This is a genomic window from Bradyrhizobium sp. HKCCYLS3077 (assembly GCF_051167555.1).
Classification (GTDB): domain Bacteria; phylum Pseudomonadota; class Alphaproteobacteria; order Rhizobiales; family Xanthobacteraceae; genus Bradyrhizobium.
In genome coordinates, this window is record NZ_JBNPTH010000004.1 from 782,460 (window position 1) to 798,610 (window position 16,151).

Sequence of the window (16,151 nt, forward strand, 5' to 3'; positions counted from 1 at the left end):
GCCGCTTCCCGTTGGATCCATTTCGAACAGCGAAGCTTGGTCATGACGATCGCGTTCCTTCTCCGCCTTCGGGCCCTGGCCGTCTGCAGTCTTGCGGCACTGGCCTGCGGCGCCGGAACCTCTCCGGCCCGCGCCCAGAGCATCGTCGTCATGGTGAATGGCGACCCCATCACCGATTTCGACATCCAGCAGCGAACGAAGCTGAACTTCCTGAGCACCCGCAAGCAGCAGACCCGGCAGGAGATCATCAACGAGCTGATCGATGACCGGGTGAAGATCAAGGAAGGCAAGAAGTTCGGTGTCGAGCCGAGCTCTTCCGATGTCGATCAGTCGTTCGCCGGCATGGGCTCGCGCATGCGGCTCAGCCCCGAGCAGCTGACCAAGTCGCTCGAGAGCCAGGGTGTCCGTCCGGAGACGCTGAAGTCGCGCATCAAGGCGGAAATCGTCTGGAGCAGCCTCGTGCGCGGCCGCTACAAGGAGCGGTTGATCGTATCCGACAAGGACGTGGCCGCTGCCGTGGCCGCCGCCGGTGGCGATGGCGACCAGCAGGGCCAGGCTTACGAATACAAGATGCAGCCGGTCGTGCTGATCGTGTCGAACGCGTCGAACCAGGGCCTGATGGAAGCGCGGCACAAGGAGGCCGAGGCGCTGCGCGCACGCGTGCAGACCTGCGCCGAAGCCAACAACGTGTTCAAGACCACGGCGAACGCCGTGATCAAGGAGATCGTCGTCAAGACCTCCGCCGACATCCCGCCCAATCTCCGCAAGCTGCTCGACGATACCCCGATCGGCCACCTCACGCCGCCGGAAGCGACCCGCCAGGGCATCCAGATGGTCGCCCTCTGCTCGCGCACGCCGACCACGATCGACACGCCGAAGAAGCGCGAGATCAAGGAGCAGATGTACACCAAGAAGTACGAGGCCACGTCGAAGGCCTATCTGCAGGAAGTCCGCAAGGCGGCGATGATCGAATATCGCTGATGACCAAGCCCCTCGCGTTGACCCTGGGGGAGCCGGCCGGCATCGGACCCGACATCACCCTGCAGGCATGGCTGCGCCGCGCCGAGCTCGGACTTCCCGCCTTCTATGTGCGTGGCGATGCCGCCTTCCTGGCGCACCGGGCCAGACTGCTCGATCTGCCGATTCCGGTCGAAGAGGTGCGCCCGGGCCAGGCGGCGCAAGCCTTCGCGACGGCACTGCCCGTGGTGTCCACCGGACACCCCGTCACCGCCCTGCCCGGGCGTCCGGACGCGACCAGCGCCGCGGCCGCCATCGGCTCGATCCGCGAGGCCGTCGCCGACGTCAAGGCGGGGCACGCGGCTGCCGTCGTGACCAATCCGATCGCCAAGGCCGTGCTCTATCGCGCCGGCTTCGCCCATCCCGGTCATACCGAATTTCTCGCCGAGCTCGCCGCTGACGGCGGTGTCGTGCCGCAACCCGTCATGATGCTGTGGTCGCCGACGCTGGCCGTCGTGCCGGTCACCATCCACGTCGCGTTACGCGAGGCGATCGAGCAACTGACGAGCCCGTTGATCACGTCGACGACGCGCATCGTTGCCGCCAGCTTGCGCCGCTATTTCGGCGTGTCGCGGCCGCGCATCGCCTTGTCAGGTCTCAATCCGCATGCCGGCGAGGATGGCACGCTCGGCACCGAGGAGGACGAGATCATCGCACCGGCCATCGCGACCTTGCGCAACGCCGGGCTCGACGTGCAGGGACCGCTGCCTGCCGACACGATGTTCCATGACGCCGCGCGCAGGACCTATGACTGCGCGATCTGCATGTATCACGACCAGGCCCTGATCCCGATCAAGACGCTGGCGTTCGACGACGGCGTCAACGTCACGCTCGGCCTTCCCTTCATCCGGACGTCGCCGGATCACGGCACGGCGTTCGGCATCGCCGGCAAGGGCACCGCCAATCCGGCGAGCCTGATTGCGGCGCTGCGCCTCGCCGCGCGCATGGCCCAGCAATCATCATGAGCGCGATCGACGACCTCCCGCCGCTGCGCGAGGTCATTCGCGATCATCAGTTGTCGGCGCGCAAGGCGCTCGGCCAGAACTTCCTGCTCGACCTCAATCTCACCGCGCGGATTGCGCGTGCGGCCGGCCCGCTCGAGGACGCCACCGTCGTGGAGATCGGCCCCGGTCCCGGCGGCTTGACGCGGGCCCTGCTCGCGCTCGGCGCCCGTCACGTCATCGCCGTGGAGCACGACGAGCGTGCCATTCCCGCGCTGCGGACAATCGCCGATCGCTACCCCGGACGGCTCGAGATCGTCTGCACCGACGCGCGCACCTTCGACGTCCGGCCCTATCTCGGCAGCACCAAAGCCAAGATCGTCGCCAACCTGCCCTACAACATCGCGACGCATCTCTTGATCGGCTGGCTCTCCGCGGAGCCATGGCCGCCCTGGTACGACATGATGGTGCTGATGTTCCAGCGCGAGGTCGCCGAGCGCATTGTCGCGCGCGAGAACGAGGAGGCCTATGGCCGGCTCGGCGTGCTGGCCAATTGGCGCTGTGAGACCAAGATCCTGTTCGACATCTCGCCGTCGGCCTTCGTGCCGCCGCCGAAGGTGACCTCGTCGGTGGTGCGGCTGGTGCCGCGCCCGTCACCTGAGCCGTGCGATCGGCGCGCGCTCGAACAGGTTGCCGCCGCTGCCTTCGGCCAGCGTCGCAAGATGCTGCGCCAGAGCCTCAAGTCTCTGCCCGCCGATCCCGCGCGTCTCGCCGCCGCCGCGGGCATCGATCCCACCCGCCGCGCCGAGACCATTCCGGTGTCCGGCTTTGTTGCCATGGCCCGCGAATTGACCAATAGTCGCAACGACGACAAGACTTAAACAACAAGCATTTCAGGGAGAGTCATCATGGCGTTGATGCGCCGTCAGTCGCTCGTCAAATTCGATGCGCCGCTGTGCGAAACCATCGTCGAGACACCGAAGCCCGTGGGACGTGAGGTGCTGGTGCGCATCGAGCGCTGTGGCCTCTGCCACTCCGACCTGCACATCCAGGACGGCTATGCCGATCTCGGAGGCGGCAAGCGCCTCGACACCACGCGCGGCATGACCCTGCCCTTCACGCTCGGACACGAGATCGCCGGCGTCGTCGACGAGGTCGGCCCCGACGTGCCGAAGGAGTTGATCGGCGCCAAGCGCGCGGTGTTTCCGTGGATCGGCTGCGGCCAATGCCGGGACTGCGTCAACGGCGACGAGAACCTCTGCGCCAAGCAGCGTTTCCTCGGTGTCTCGATCGACGGCGGCTTCGCCACGCATGTGCTGGTGCCCGACGCGAAATATCTGCTCGAATATGACCCGCTGCCGGTGAACCAGGCCGCGACCTTGATGTGCTCGGGCGTCACGGCCTATGGCGCGCTCAAGCGCCTCGTCGATCGTCCGCGCCAGCGCAATCTCCTGCTGATCGGTCTCGGCGGCGTCGGCATGATGGGGCTGTCGTTCGCGCAGGCGATGTTCAAGCAGCCGATTTCCGTGGCCGATCTCTCGGCCGCCGCGCGCGAGACCGCGCTCAAGAATGGTGCCGCCACGGCCTACGATCCGGCCGAACCGGACGTGATCAAGCGCATCCTCAAGGAAACCGGGGGTGGGTTCGACGAGGTCGTCGACTTCGCCGGAAACGAGAAGTCGATGGCGTTCGCCGTCGCGGCCGTCGCACGCGGCGGCAAGATCGTCGTCTCCGGCCTGATGGGCGGCCAGTTCACGCTGCCGATGGTTCAATGGGTGTACAAGCGCATGACCATCGAAGGCTTCATGGTCGGTACGCTGGCCGAGGGCCATGAATTGATGGCGCTGGCGCGCGCCGGTCAGATCAAGCCGCCGCCGATGCGCGAGGAGCCGATGACCGACGTCCAGAAATGGATCGACGCGCTGCGCGCCGGCCACGTCGTCGGCCGCGTGGTGCTGACGAACTGATTAGTTCGTCGTTCGAACTGGCGGGCGGCGGTGCTTGCACCCTCGCCGCTCGCTTCTCCTCTGCTCATCGCCTGGATCGGACACGATGATGGAGCCGACGACTTTGCGGCGAGCCGCGAATGCGGTTGCCGCCTGCGGCTCGCCGTTTTGATCCGCTGCTCTGCGACCGCAACGCCCGGATTCCGGAACTCAGCCGCGTGACGTCGGCGCAGATCATTTGTCCACAAACGCCGGGGATTGCGGATTCGACGTCGATGATCCGCATAGCCGAGTTACGCCGTCGATCTTCACCGATGTGACCGATTTGGCGCGACATCGCGGCCGAAATCGCGACGCCGCGCAGACTCTCTTGTGGGAAAAAAGACGCAGTCCACAGCGAAAAAACCGAGACAGAATTAATCCGGAATTGCGGCTCATTGCGACCCAACTTGTTTCCGAGAACGCGCCGTTGCGTCGCGTATCCGGAGTCGTCAATGGCAAGCCGAACGGCAGGAGTTGCATTCGCCATTGCAGCCGGATTCCTCGGAACGGCTGTGCTGGTGGTGCCGCGCGCCGTCGTCGCTGCCGAGGACTGTCTGACCGAGCCCACCGGCGAGAAAACCGATGCGCAGCGCTGGTATTACCGCTTCGACCGCGGCACCAACCGCCGCTGCTGGTACCTGAAGGATGCCAACGGCAACACGACGGCTCCCGTGCGCGCCGGGCAGCAGCCGGCGCCGTGGGATTTCGCCCAGCCCGCCCCACCGAAGCTGACGCCGAAGCGCGCCGACGGTCCGGTGGTACGCAGCAGCGACGCGCTCGCCGAGACGCCGCAGCCGCGCCTGCGCACCGACCTTGCCGTGCGAGGCACGCCGCGGCCGCAAAACGTTGCGATCACGCCGACGACGCTCACCGCGTCGGACGCCAGCCTGCCGCGTAACCTCGACACCTCACCCTGGTCCTCCGCACCACCGCAACCGGCTGAGCCCACGACCACCGGCGTCGCTCCCGCGGCGATGGCCGACGATGGCAACCTCGACCCGGACGCCAACACGCCGCCGTCAGCGGATGGTCCGATCATCTCACCCGCAAAGTCGTCCAAGCCGGAAGCGCCGATCCATGTGCTGATGCTGGTCGTGATCGGCGCGCTGGCGATCTCCGGCCTGCTGGCGAGCGCGCTCTATCGGCTCAGCCGGATGGGACGGCAGCGGCGGCGCAACGGCAGCTGGCATGCGGACGCAAGAGCGCGACGTGGCCGCATGAAGTCGCGGCCCAAAACGCACACCGCGACGCAAACCGCCATGCGCGGAAACCGCGGCGGCTCAGCGGCCCCGGCGGGCGGCGGACGCAGCTCGTATCCGCCGCAGTCGGCGCTCGACCTCGCCAGCGCGCGGCTGTCCGCGGCCGACCCGGAGCCGGTTGATCCCCGCGTGTACCGCCCTGCCCATCCGGCCCCTCAACAGGACCATCCCGCGCTGGCGGCGCGCCGGCGTGACCGCGACGCAGCCGACGAGATGCAGCGGACACAGGCCAACGACGAGGCGGTTTGGCAGGCCGTCGATCAACTCGCCGACCGCATCCCGTCGCATGGCGGGCCCGTGGACGCGGCACGACCAGCACCGACGCCCGACGCACAACCGTTCGCAACAGCTAATCTTGCACCCACGCCACGGACGCAAATGACGGCCGCCCAGGTCACCGCAATCCAGATGGCAGCCGCCCAGGCCGCCAACGCGAAGATCGCGGCACCCCCGATCCCCGCCGGCAACGCCCCGGCCGCAAGCGGTCCGCAACAAAGTCCGCCCTACCACACCGCGCCGATGCCGCCGGTAGAGCCCTGGCCGAACGCACAGAGAGGTGCGCCGGCCGGTCCGCCCCCCAACCGAGCGGCCATGCCGTTCGCGCCTGCCCCTGCACCGGAACCCGCATCCGCCCCACCGGCACCGGTCGACGTGGGCGAAATCGTTTCAGCCCTGCGCAAGGCCCGCGCGGGCGAAGCCGGCCCTGCAGCCGGCGGCGGCGCGCCGGTGGACGCCGCCAAGGTCATCGCGGCCCTGCTGGTGTCGCGCGCCGCCAAGCGGCGCGCGGCTCAATCTGGTCCAGACGAAGCCGGTGCCGCGCGCCCTGCTGCCGGCGCCATGACCCAGGCGGCCCCGCAGCCGGCGGCCGATGTTGCCGCGGTGCAGACGATGCAGGCCGCCCAGCATCTCATCGATCGCTTCCGGGACGGCAGAGAGGAAGCCGGACAGCCCGCTCCCCTCATGCCGGCTCAGGCCATGGCTGCACCTGAGGCTGCTCAGTCAGGCGATCCGGCCGCTGCGCTCATCGAGACACTTCGCGCCCATGCCGCGCGGCAGCCGACCTATGAGCGGGACGGCCAGGAGCACGACACCCCGGCCGGGCGGATGCCGATGTCGAACGCGCCCGCGTCCGCTGAGGACGACGAGCTCGACGATCCCGCGGCGGCGCTGATCAATCTGCTACAGTCGCGGTTCTCACTGCCCGAAGATGAACTGGAGCCGGACACGGCGCAGGACACGCCCGAGACGTCGGCGCCCGAGCCGCCGCAGACCGTTGCCCACTTCCACGAAGATCCGGCGGCTCAGTTGTTGAGCATGTTGGAGTCACGGTCCAGCATACCCGCCGCACCGACTGCCGTGGAGCGGCAGCCACCGCCGCAACGGCAGCAGCAGCCACAGCGGCAGCAACCGGTTCAGCAGCGGCGTCCGCAATTCGCTCCCGCGCCGTTCGAGGATCCGGCCTCGCCGCCGCTCGACTTCATCCCGCGACCGCAGGCGCTGCGGCCGCGCGCGCACAGCATTCAGCACGACGAGTCGCTCGACGGCATCCAGGATATCCTGGCGCGCCTCGGCCGCCGGGCCTGACGAAGCGCTTCAGCTGTCGAGCTGGCTCTGCAGTTCGCGTACGAACGTCGTCAGCCCGGTGCGCCGCTCACGCTTCAGCCGCTCGGCCTTGAGGATCGACTGCACCTCGGCGAAGGCATCGTCGACGTTGCGGTTGATGACGATGTAGTCGTACTCCGCCCAGTGGCTCATCTCATGGCTGGCGCGGCTCATCCGCCCGCGGATGACCTCGTGCGAATCCTGCGCCCGCGTGTGCAGCCGCTTTTCCAGATCAGCGGCAGACGGTGGCAGGATGAACACGCTGACGACGTCCTGCCGGGCCTTCTCGCGCAGCTGCTGCGTGCCCTGCCAGTCGATGTCGAACAGCACGTCCTTGCCGGCCGAGAGCGCGGCCTCGACCGGACCGCGCGGCGTGCCGTAGCGGTTGTCGAACACGGTCGCCCATTCGAGCAGCTCGCTGCGCTTGACCATCTCCTCGAAGCGCGCGCGGTCGACGAAGTGATAGTCGCGGCCGTCGACCTCGCCCGGCCGCATCGGCCGCGTCGTCGCCGAGACCGACATCTGCAGTCCGGGCATGCGATCGATCAGCAGGCGGGACAAGGTCGTCTTGCCGGCGCCGGAGGGCGACGACAGCACGAACATCAGGCCGCGCCGCTCAACTCCATCGAAGCTTCCGTCGTGAGCCGCCATGGATCACTCCAGATTCTGAACCTGTTCGCGAAACTGCTCGACCACGGTCTTCAGCTCGAGGCCGATATTGGTCAGCTCGATGTCGTTCGACTTCGAGCAGGTGGTGTTGACCTCGCGATGGAATTCCTGGGACAGGAAGTCGAGCCGGCGGCCGACCGGTCCGCCCTTGCCGAGCATCTCGCGCGCCTGCGCGATGTGCGAGGCGATGCGGTCGAGCTCCTCGCGCACGTCGGCCTTGGCCGCGATCAGCAGCGCCTCCTGCGCAAGGCGATCGGGATCGAAACGGTCGGATGTCTCGAGCAGGGCCGCGACCTGTTCGGCGAGCCGTGCCTTGATCGCCTCGGGCTTGCGGCCGGGCGACGCTTCCGCCCGCTTCGCCAGCGCCTCGATCTCATCGACGCGCTGGTTCAGGATCTGGCCCAGCGAATCTCCCTCTCGCCGGCGCATCTCGACGAGGTGCTTCAGCCCGGTCTCGAACGCCGCGATCGCGGCGTCCTTGGCGGCCTTCTCCTCGGCCTCGTCGGTCTCCGGCTCCGCCACTTCGATGACGCCCTTGATCGACAGCAGCCCGTCGATGCTCGGCGCGACCGCGTCGATCCGGCCGGACAGCGAGCTCGCCACCTTCACGACCGCCGCCAGCACGTCCTCGTTGATGCGCACCGTCGAGCCGGTCTCGGTGCGCTTGACGGTGAGGTTCGCATAGACGGTGCCGCGCGACAGCACCTCGGTGGCTCGCTTCTTCGCGAAGGCCTCGACCTCGTCCCAGCCCTGCGGTAGCCGCACCCGGACGTCCAATCCCTTGGCGTTGACGGACTTCAACTCCCACTCGAACGAGTAGGGACCGCTTGCCCCGTGGTGACGGGCAAAGCCGGTCATGCTCGACAGCGCCATTTCGTCAATGTCTCCGGCAGATCAGCACGGGCGACAGACTCGCCCGCCAAAAGTGCGCGAACCTTACGGTCTTTTGGGCAAATGTTAAGCCCGGTTCTGCGCGGCCGGTCTGCGTGGGAAATTATTGCTGAACGACCGGCGGGCTCGGCTGGGCCGCGCCCTGCCGCGCACCGTTGCCGGGAGCGGCGCCGCCGGTTGCGCGGTTGGCCGGCGGTTTCTTGGCGCCGGCCGGCGTCCGCGGGGACGCCGCTCCGGCAGCCGGATCCACCGGCGAGCCGGCGACGGCCGGGGCCGGCGCCTCGTCCGGTTCGACAGTGTCGTTCTGGGTCTGCCGTTCCATCGCCCGGAGCTTGGCGACGTTCTTCTGATGCAGGTCGTAGGTCTCGGTGAAGGCGTGACCGCCGGTGCCGTCGGCGACGAAATAGAGGTCACGCGTGCGCGCCGGATTCGCAGTCGCCTCGAGCGAGGCACGGCCGGGATTCGAGATCGGCCCGGGCGGCAGGCCCTCGATCACATAGGTATTGTAAGGCGATGGCTGCGTGATCTCGCTACGCTTGATCGGGCGCCCCAGCGTTCCCTTGCCCCCGACCAGGCCGTAGATGATGGTCGGATCGGACTGCAGCTTGATCCTCTGCTTGAGCCGGTTCACGAACACCGCAGCGACACGGCTGCGCTCGTCCGGCTTGCCGGTTTCCTTCTCGACGATCGAAGCAAGGGTGACCAGCTGCTCGGGCGTCTTCACCGGAAGGTCCGCGCTGCGGCGCTCCCAGATCTCGGCCAGCACGCGCTTCTGCGCCTGCTGCATGCGCTGGATCACCTGATCGCGGCTGGTGCCGCGCGGGAACTTGTAGGTCTCGGGCAGCAGCGTTCCCTCGCGCGGAATCTCGCGCACGCTGCCGGTGAAGATCTCGTTCTCGGACAGGCGGGCGACGATCTGCTCCGAGGTCAAACCTTCGGGCACCGTGACCGAATGCTGGACGACCTTGCCCTCGACGATCACGCCGATGACGTCGCGCAGCGATGCGTTCTTCTGGAATGCATACTCGCCCGGCTTGAGGTCGGAACTCGCCTTCAGTGCGTACACGCCGCCGATGAAGATCCAGGGATTGACGTCGATGACGCCCTCACGCGCGAGCACGTCGGCAATGTCGCGTTTGCCGGCACGCTGCGGAATGTTGACGATCTTGTCCTCCTGCAGCGGTCCGGCCGTCTCCAGGATCTGCCGCCCGTAGTAGTAGGCGGCGCCGGCGCCGAGCATCGCGAACAACAGCAGCGTGATGATCGCATTGCCCACGACAACGAACGGATTGCGGGCGCGCTCCGAGCGCCGCGGCGGCGGCGGCACGCGTTCGGGCTCCAGCGCTGCGCGCGGACTACGGGGCGAGATGGGCGGCCGTTCACTCATCGATGCAACCTTCAGTCCTGTCGCTCTCGTCGCGGCCGTGCGCTCCCCACGCAAGCGACCTGAAGTCCACGCCCATCCTAACGATTCGTCATCGAATACGGCGAAAAGGTGTTTACGCCGGGCCTTGCCGCCGTGCGCATCTGCCTCCCGCGTCGGCCAGCGTCCGATCGGCGAAAGACATGCGAAGTCAAGACACGCGAAGTCAACACACGCGAAGTCTTGGGTTCTAGTGTGGCTGCAGTCGGATATCCGCGTGACCAAGAGATAACGGGCCCAAGCGGCAGTCCGTCCTTCCGCACTAGTTCACCACGCGCCGCAGGATCACCGACGCATTGGTGCCGCCGAAACCAAACGAGTTCGACAGCGCCACGTTGATCTCGCGCTTGCGAGGCGTGTGCGGGACGAGGTCGATCGCGGTCTGGACCGACGGGTTCTCGATATTGATCGTCGGCGGCGCGATGTTATCCCGAATCGCGAGAATGCTGAAGATCGCTTCGACCGCGCCGGCAGCTCCCAGCAGATGCCCGATCGAGGACTTCGTCGAGGACATCGAGATCTTCGACGCGGCATTGCCGAGAAGGCGTTCGACGGCGCCGAGTTCGATCTCGTCGCCGACCTGAGTCGAGGTGCCGTGGGCGTTGATGTAGTCGATGTCGGCGGCGGTGATTCCGGCGCGCTTCATCGCCGCGCTCATGCTGCGGAAGCCGCCATCGCCATCCGGAGACGGCGAGGTGATGTGATAGGCGTCGCCCGACAGGCCGTAGCCGCAGACCTCGGCGTAGATCCGCGCGCCGCGCGCCTTCGCATGCTCGTACTCCTCGAGCACGACGACGCCGGCACCCTCGCCCATGACGAAGCCGTCGCGATCCTTGTCATAGGGACGCGAGGCCCGCTCCGGCGTCTCGTTGAAGCCCGTCGACAGCGCGCGCGCCGCGCAGAAGCCGGCCATGCCGATCCGGCAGATCGGCGACTCCGTGCCCCCCGCGACCATGACGTCGGCATCGCCGAGCGCAATCAGACGACTCGCGTCGCCGATCGCGTGAGCCCCGGTCGAACAGGCGGTGACCACCGAATGGTTCGGCCCCTTGAGCCCGTGCTCGATCGAGACATAGCCCGAGGCCAGGTTGATGAGACGTCCGGGAATGAAGAACGGCGAAACCTTGCGCGGGCCGCGCTCCTTCAGGAGGATCGCGGTGTCGGCGATGCCGGAGAGACCGCCGATACCGGAACCGATCAGCGTGCCCGTAGCACAGCGGTCCTCTTCGGTCGCAGGATGCCAGTTGGCGTCATCGAGCGCCTGGCGCGCCGCAGCCATCGCGAAGATGATGAAGTCGTCGACCTTGCGCTGGTCCTTCGGCTCCATCCACTGATCAGCATTGAATGTGCCGTCCGTGCCATCACCACGCGGCACCTGGCAGGCCACCTTGGCCGGCAGATCGGAAACGTCGAACGTCTGGATCACGCGGGCGCCGCTCTTGCCCTGGAGGATTCGCTGCCAGGTCGTTTCCACCCCGCAGCCAAGCGGCGAAACCATGCCAAGGCCCGTGACGACAACCCGCCTCATATCCGTTTCTCCAGAACAGCCCTCGCGCGCAACCGGTGGGCTTGCGGCCGACACCTGCGCCTCGGGTCATCGTTTCGAGCAACACTCTCCCGGCGCATGACGGAGCTTGCTGGTCGTACGCCGGTGGCTGGCGGCAGCAGCCGCAACAACGCCGCCAACAGCAAGAAACCGGTCGACCGCGCGTGACGATCGGCCGGTTTCAAAGAACTCTCGCCGTGAGCGTCAGCTCTTGGCGTTCTTCTCGAGGAACTTGGTGGCGTCGCCGACCGTGAGGATCGTCTCGGCGGCGTCGTCCGGAATCTCGCAACCGAACTCTTCCTCGAACGCCATCACGAGCTCAACGGTATCGAGGCTGTCAGCACCGAGATCGTCGATGAAGCTCGCGTTGTCGACCACTTTCTCGGGCTCGACACCAAGGTGTTCGACCACGATCTTCTTAACCCGCTCGCCAATCTCACTCATCGTTCAACCTCGTGCTTGTTCCTTTAAGACCCGACCCCCGGATGATCCGCGTCACCCCGGCCGTTAAACTTCCTTCGCGATCGCGCAAAACCAGATTTGCCCCGCAGCGCCCCTTTACCGAAGTTTGGCGGACAACTTGCGGTCCGAAAACTTCGGAAACGGGGCCACTCACAAACTCCAATCCTGAGGACTCCTTGAGTCCGGTACGCCTCCAACCCCGAGCGCTCAAACAGGAACCCGGATCAGCAGCACCAGCCGTCGGAGGCCCGGCGAACGATGGCAGCTCGCCCCGCCAATATACAGGGTTTCGAAATCCTGCAATGGCGTTCTTCGGTCCGCCGTGAGTGCTCCGGTTACCATACACGCGAATCATTGCCCACGGCATCCGGGGCGGCCGATGCGACGTTTTTTCGCCGCATTCCGCCCCGCGGGCGCCGGTTAGATCATGGCCATCCCGCCGTTGACGTGAATGGTCTGGCCGGTCACGTAGCCGGCCTCGTTGGAGGCGAGATAGACCGCAGCTGCAGCAATATCCTCGGGAGTCCCGAGTCGGGCAGCGGGCACCTTGGCGAGAATGGTCTCGCGCTGCTTGTCGTTGAGCGCGTCCGTCATCGGCGTCTTAATGAAGCCGGGGGCAATGCAGTTGGCCGTGACGCCGCGCTTGGCGTATTCGGCGCCGAGCGTCTTGATCATGCCGATGATGCCCGCCTTGGACGCGGTGTAGTTGCCCTGCCCCGGATTGCCGGTGACGCCGACGATCGAGGTGATCGCGATGATGCGGCCGAAGCGCTTGCGCATCATCAGCTTGGTGGCGGCGCGCGACAGCCGGAAGGTGGCGGTCAGATTGACCTTGATGACCTCGTCCCAGTCCTCGTCGCGCAGCTGCACGAACAGGTTGTCCCGGGTGATTCCGGCGTTGGCGACGAGAATGTCGAGCTGTCCCATGGCCTGCTCGGCCGCCGGAACGAGCGCCTCGACCTCGGCCGCGTCCGACAGGTTGCAAGGCAGCACGTGCACACGACTGCCCAGCTCGCCCGCCAGCGTCTCCAACACCTCGCGGCGCGTGCCGGAGATGGCCACGGTCGCACCCTGGGCATGCATCGCCCTGGCGATCGCATTGCCGATGCCGCCGGTCGCGCCAGTCACCAGTGCGGTCCTGCCACTCAGATCGAACATTCAACTCTCCTCACTGCCGCTTTGACGCAGCCTCTTACGATGCCTTCGCCGCGGCCAGCGCATCCTTCGCCGCCGCAATATCCGCCGGCCCGCCGACGGCGACGCCGACCGCGCCGTCGGCGATCCGCTTGACCAGCCCGCTCAGCACCTTGCCGGCGCCGATCTCGAAGAAGCGCGTGACGCCCTGACCCGCCATATAGGCGACCGATTCGCGCCAGCGCACCGTTCCCGTGACCTGCTCGACCAGGCGCCGGCGAATCTCCTCGGGATCACTGATCGGCGCGGCCAGGACGTTGGACACCAGCGGCGCGGCCGGAGCCTTGATCGTGACCCTCGCCAGCGCCTCGGCCATGACGTCCGCAGCCGGCTGCATCAGCTGGCAGTGGAAGGGCGCGGAGACCGGCAGCAGCATGGCGCGCTTGGCGCCCTTGCCGCGTGCGATCTCCACGGCGCGGTCAACGGCAGCTTTGTTGCCGGACACCACCACCTGGCCACCGCCATTGTCATTGGCTGCCTGGCAGACCTCGCCCTGGGCCGCCTCCTCGGCGACAGCCACCGCCGCCTCGTAATCCATCCCCAGCAGCGCAGCCATGGCGCCGACACCCACGGGAACAGCCTTCTGCATGGCCAGCCCGCGCGTCCGCAGCAGGCGGGCGGTATCGGCGATCGTCAGACTGCCGGCGGCGGCCAGCGCCGAATACTCGCCGAGCGAATGGCCTGCCACGAAGGCGGCGTCGCGGCCGACCGCGAACCCGGCCTCGGTCTCCAGCACGCGCAGGGTCGCCATCGACACCGCCATCAGGGCCGGCTGGGCATTTTCGGTCAGCTGCAAGGTTTCGGCGGGGCCTTCCCAGATCGTCGCGGTCAGCTTCTCGCCGAGCGCGGCATCGACCTCATCGAACACGGCGCGGGCCGCCGGAAACGCGTCCGCGAGCGCCTTGCCCATGCCGACGGCCTGGGACCCCTGCCCCGGAAAAGTGAATGCTGCCGTCATGGCCGCTCCCTGAACGTTCCAAAATCCCTGGAATTGAGTAACTTTGGCCGGAAAGACACTGGCCGGCCCCGTGATGTCAAGCGCGCGACGGGCGCACTTCGACCACTTTCCCTTGCCTCGGCTGCGAAAATCGGTATAAGGCCCGCCATCCGTGAATCCCGAGCCGGGAGCTGAACGGACGGTCCCAGCAAAATCGCTTTGCTTCATCCTGGGGAATTCCAACCTCCAGGACGTCCAGGCGGCTTTGATGTGGCAGGGCCAGTCGGCCCGTCGTCCCGTGTTCCCGCCTTCTGAGCTGACGTCTGCGAGTCCTTTCCACAAGGTCTCGAAGGGCTTGACGCCGGGATTTGCGCCAACTTGGAAAGGACAGCCATGCCGCTTTACGAGCATGTTTTCCTCGCGCGTCAGGACGCGAGCACCCAGCAGGTGGAAGAACTGACGGCTCAGATGACCGGTATCGTCGAGGGTCTCGGCGGTAAGGTCACGAAGACCGAGAATTGGGGCGTTCGCTCCCTCACCTACCGCATGAACAAGAACCGCAAGGCGCACTTCGTGCTGCTCAACATCGACGCGCCGTCCGCGGCGATCGCCGAGATCGAGCGCCAGGAGCGGATCAGCGAGGACGTCATCCGCTACCTCAGCGTCCGCGTCGAGGAGCTCGAGGAAGGCCCGTCGGCGATGATGCGCAAGGCCGATCGCGACCGTGAGCGCGACGACCGTGGCGGTGGCTTCCGTGGTGAGCGCGATGGCGGCGGCTTCCGTGGCGATCGCGGTGACCGTGGCGATCGTGGCCCGCGCCGGCCCCGTGACGAAGAAACTGCGGACGAGGAGTAACATCAATGGCTGAAGCCCCCGCACGTCGCCCGTTCTTCCGCCGCCGCAAGACCTGCCCGTTCTCGGGCCCGAACGCGCCGAAGATCGATTACAAGGATTCGAAGCTGCTCATGCGCTACGTCTCCGAGCGCGGCAAGATCGTGCCGAGCCGCATCACGGCCGTCTCGGCCAAGAAGCAGCGTGAGCTGGCCCGCGCCATCAAGCGCGCCCGCTTCCTCGGCCTGCTGCCCTACGTCATCCGCTGATAGTGGACCCGAGACCGGCGGCCTCGCGCCGCCGGTTCTCTTTCTCGAATTCTCATAAGGCTTCCGGGTCGTCCGGTCGCCGATGGTTGGGGCCCCGTCGCCTCTAACCGCTCGAAGGGAGCGGGACAGCTGATGATCGCACAGATTCTCATCGCGCTCGCGGCAGGCGCTGCCTCCGCTGTCATGTTCGCCTCGACGATGTCGGGCGTGATGATGTCGATCGTGCTCGCGCTGTTCGCTCCCGTTCCATTGCTGGTCGCCGGCATCACCTGGGGCCGCCTCTGCGCCGTCATCGGCGGGCTGTTCGCGACGGCCTGCGTTCTGGCCGCCTTCAGCTTTACGCGCGCCGAGATCTTTGCGATCTCCGTTGCCCTTCCCGCCTGGTGGCTCGGCCACCTGATCCTGCTCGGCCGGGCGACGACCGGCCCATCGGGTCAAGACTTCGTCGAATGGTATCCGGCGGGCCATATCCTGCTCTGGATCGCCGTGATCGCCGCGCTGATCATCGCGTTCGCCTTCGGGACGGATGCGACGGCCACGAATCAATCCTTCAGGCGGATGCTGGAACGCGTGCTGGCCAAGACCGGTGCGCCCGACGGCGTCGACATTCCCCGGCTGCTCGACCTGCTGGTCTTCCTGGCGCCGATGATGGTCGCGATGATCATGACCACGGTGCTGGCGCTGAACGTGGTGATCGCCGCCAAGATCACCGCGATCTCCGGCCGGCTGATGCGCCCATGGCCGCGTCTGCGCGAGACCAAGCTGCCGGTGATGACGCTCCCCGCGCTGTTCGCCATCATCGCCTTCTGCTTCCCGGACGGCCTGATCGGCCTGCTGGCGCGGATCGCCGCGGCGGCGCTGCTGACGGCCTATGCGCTCACCGGCTTTGCCGTGCTGCATACGCTGACCTTGCCGCTGCGAACCCGCCCGCTCTGGCTCGGCCTCGCCTATGCGCTGATGCTGACCTTCATCTGGCCAATCCCTGTCTTCGCCATGGTCGCGCTCGGCCTCGCCGACGCCGCCTTCGACCTCCGCCACCGGTTTGGGCCGCGGCGGCCGCCGCCGTTGCCGGTGCCCTGAAAGACCAACCTCACACCAACCGCTTCCGAACATCTTGAAGGA

The 16,151-nt window shown here is 67.0% G+C and carries 15 protein-coding genes; 8 read left to right on the forward strand and 7 right to left on the reverse strand.

What is annotated here, in order from left to right:
- Window positions 1-15 precede the first annotated feature (15 nt).
- The 5 genes from ACQR0Z_RS19825 (at window position 16) to ACQR0Z_RS19845 (ending at window position 6,789) form a co-directional block, all read left to right on the forward strand.
- On the forward strand, window positions 16-981 hold the full coding sequence (locus tag ACQR0Z_RS19825) for a SurA N-terminal domain-containing protein (protein ID WP_434876022.1): 966 nt from the start codon (window positions 16-18) through the stop codon (window positions 979-981).
- Entirely contained in the window at window positions 981-1,982 is a 1,002-nt protein-coding gene (pdxA, locus tag ACQR0Z_RS19830; protein WP_434919728.1) for a 4-hydroxythreonine-4-phosphate dehydrogenase PdxA, read from the forward strand. Before ACQR0Z_RS19825 ends, pdxA begins: the two co-directional genes overlap by 1 nt.
- A complete protein-coding gene (rsmA, locus tag ACQR0Z_RS19835; RefSeq protein ID WP_434861233.1) occupies window positions 1,979-2,839 on the forward strand; it encodes a 16S rRNA (adenine(1518)-N(6)/adenine(1519)-N(6))-dimethyltransferase RsmA in 861 nt (286 codons plus the stop codon). Before pdxA ends, rsmA begins: the two co-directional genes overlap by 4 nt.
- A gap of 27 nt (window positions 2,840-2,866) precedes the next feature.
- Complete coding sequence (locus tag ACQR0Z_RS19840; RefSeq protein WP_434919729.1) at window positions 2,867-3,925, forward strand: alcohol dehydrogenase; 1,059 nt, start codon at window positions 2,867-2,869, stop codon at window positions 3,923-3,925.
- A gap of 473 nt (window positions 3,926-4,398) precedes the next feature.
- Window positions 4,399-6,789: a hypothetical protein gene (locus ACQR0Z_RS19845; protein ID WP_434919730.1), complete on the forward strand. Its 2,391-nt coding sequence runs from the start codon at window positions 4,399-4,401 to the stop codon at window positions 6,787-6,789.
- Between the two features lie 9 nt (window positions 6,790-6,798).
- On the opposite strand, the gene gmk is transcribed toward ACQR0Z_RS19845, so the two are convergent.
- The 7 genes from gmk to fabD all read right to left on the reverse strand — a co-directional run bounded on the left by gmk (window position 6,799) and on the right by fabD (window position 13,950).
- Window positions 6,799-7,458: a guanylate kinase gene (gmk, locus tag ACQR0Z_RS19850; RefSeq protein WP_434875795.1), complete on the reverse strand. Its 660-nt coding sequence runs from the start codon at window positions 7,456-7,458 to the stop codon at window positions 6,799-6,801.
- A gap of 3 nt (window positions 7,459-7,461) precedes the next feature.
- Entirely contained in the window at window positions 7,462-8,349 is an 888-nt protein-coding gene (locus tag ACQR0Z_RS19855; protein WP_434861228.1) for a YicC/YloC family endoribonuclease, read from the reverse strand.
- Window positions 8,350-8,470: 121 nt separating this feature from the next.
- Window positions 8,471-9,754, reverse strand: coding sequence for an endolytic transglycosylase MltG (gene mltG / locus ACQR0Z_RS19860; protein WP_434861227.1), 1,284 nt, complete (start codon window positions 9,752-9,754; stop codon window positions 8,471-8,473).
- Window positions 9,755-10,052: 298 nt separating this feature from the next.
- Entirely contained in the window at window positions 10,053-11,318 is a 1,266-nt protein-coding gene (gene fabF / locus ACQR0Z_RS19865) for a beta-ketoacyl-ACP synthase II (protein WP_434919731.1), read from the reverse strand.
- A gap of 222 nt (window positions 11,319-11,540) precedes the next feature.
- Entirely contained in the window at window positions 11,541-11,780 is a 240-nt protein-coding gene (locus ACQR0Z_RS19870) for an acyl carrier protein (RefSeq protein ID WP_006610957.1), read from the reverse strand.
- A gap of 438 nt (window positions 11,781-12,218) precedes the next feature.
- On the reverse strand, window positions 12,219-12,956 hold the full coding sequence (gene fabG / locus ACQR0Z_RS19875; RefSeq protein WP_434919732.1) for a 3-oxoacyl-[acyl-carrier-protein] reductase: 738 nt from the start codon (window positions 12,954-12,956) through the stop codon (window positions 12,219-12,221).
- 34 nt (window positions 12,957-12,990) lie between these two features.
- A complete protein-coding gene (gene fabD / locus ACQR0Z_RS19880; RefSeq protein WP_434875792.1) occupies window positions 12,991-13,950 on the reverse strand; it encodes an ACP S-malonyltransferase in 960 nt (319 codons plus the stop codon).
- A 372-nt stretch (window positions 13,951-14,322) separates the two neighbouring features.
- Here fabD and rpsF point away from each other — a divergent pair, with 372 nt between their 5' ends.
- From rpsF to ACQR0Z_RS19895, 3 genes are all read left to right on the forward strand, one after another.
- Complete coding sequence (rpsF, locus tag ACQR0Z_RS19885; RefSeq protein WP_434861223.1) at window positions 14,323-14,784, forward strand: 30S ribosomal protein S6; 462 nt, start codon at window positions 14,323-14,325, stop codon at window positions 14,782-14,784.
- A 5-nt stretch (window positions 14,785-14,789) separates the two neighbouring features.
- Window positions 14,790-15,029, forward strand: a complete 240-nt coding sequence (gene rpsR, locus ACQR0Z_RS19890) for a 30S ribosomal protein S18 (RefSeq protein WP_008963441.1) — start codon at window positions 14,790-14,792, stop codon at window positions 15,027-15,029.
- A gap of 132 nt (window positions 15,030-15,161) precedes the next feature.
- Complete coding sequence (locus ACQR0Z_RS19895; protein ID WP_434919733.1) at window positions 15,162-16,109, forward strand: hypothetical protein; 948 nt, start codon at window positions 15,162-15,164, stop codon at window positions 16,107-16,109.
- The last annotated feature ends 42 nt before the right edge of the window (window positions 16,110-16,151 follow it).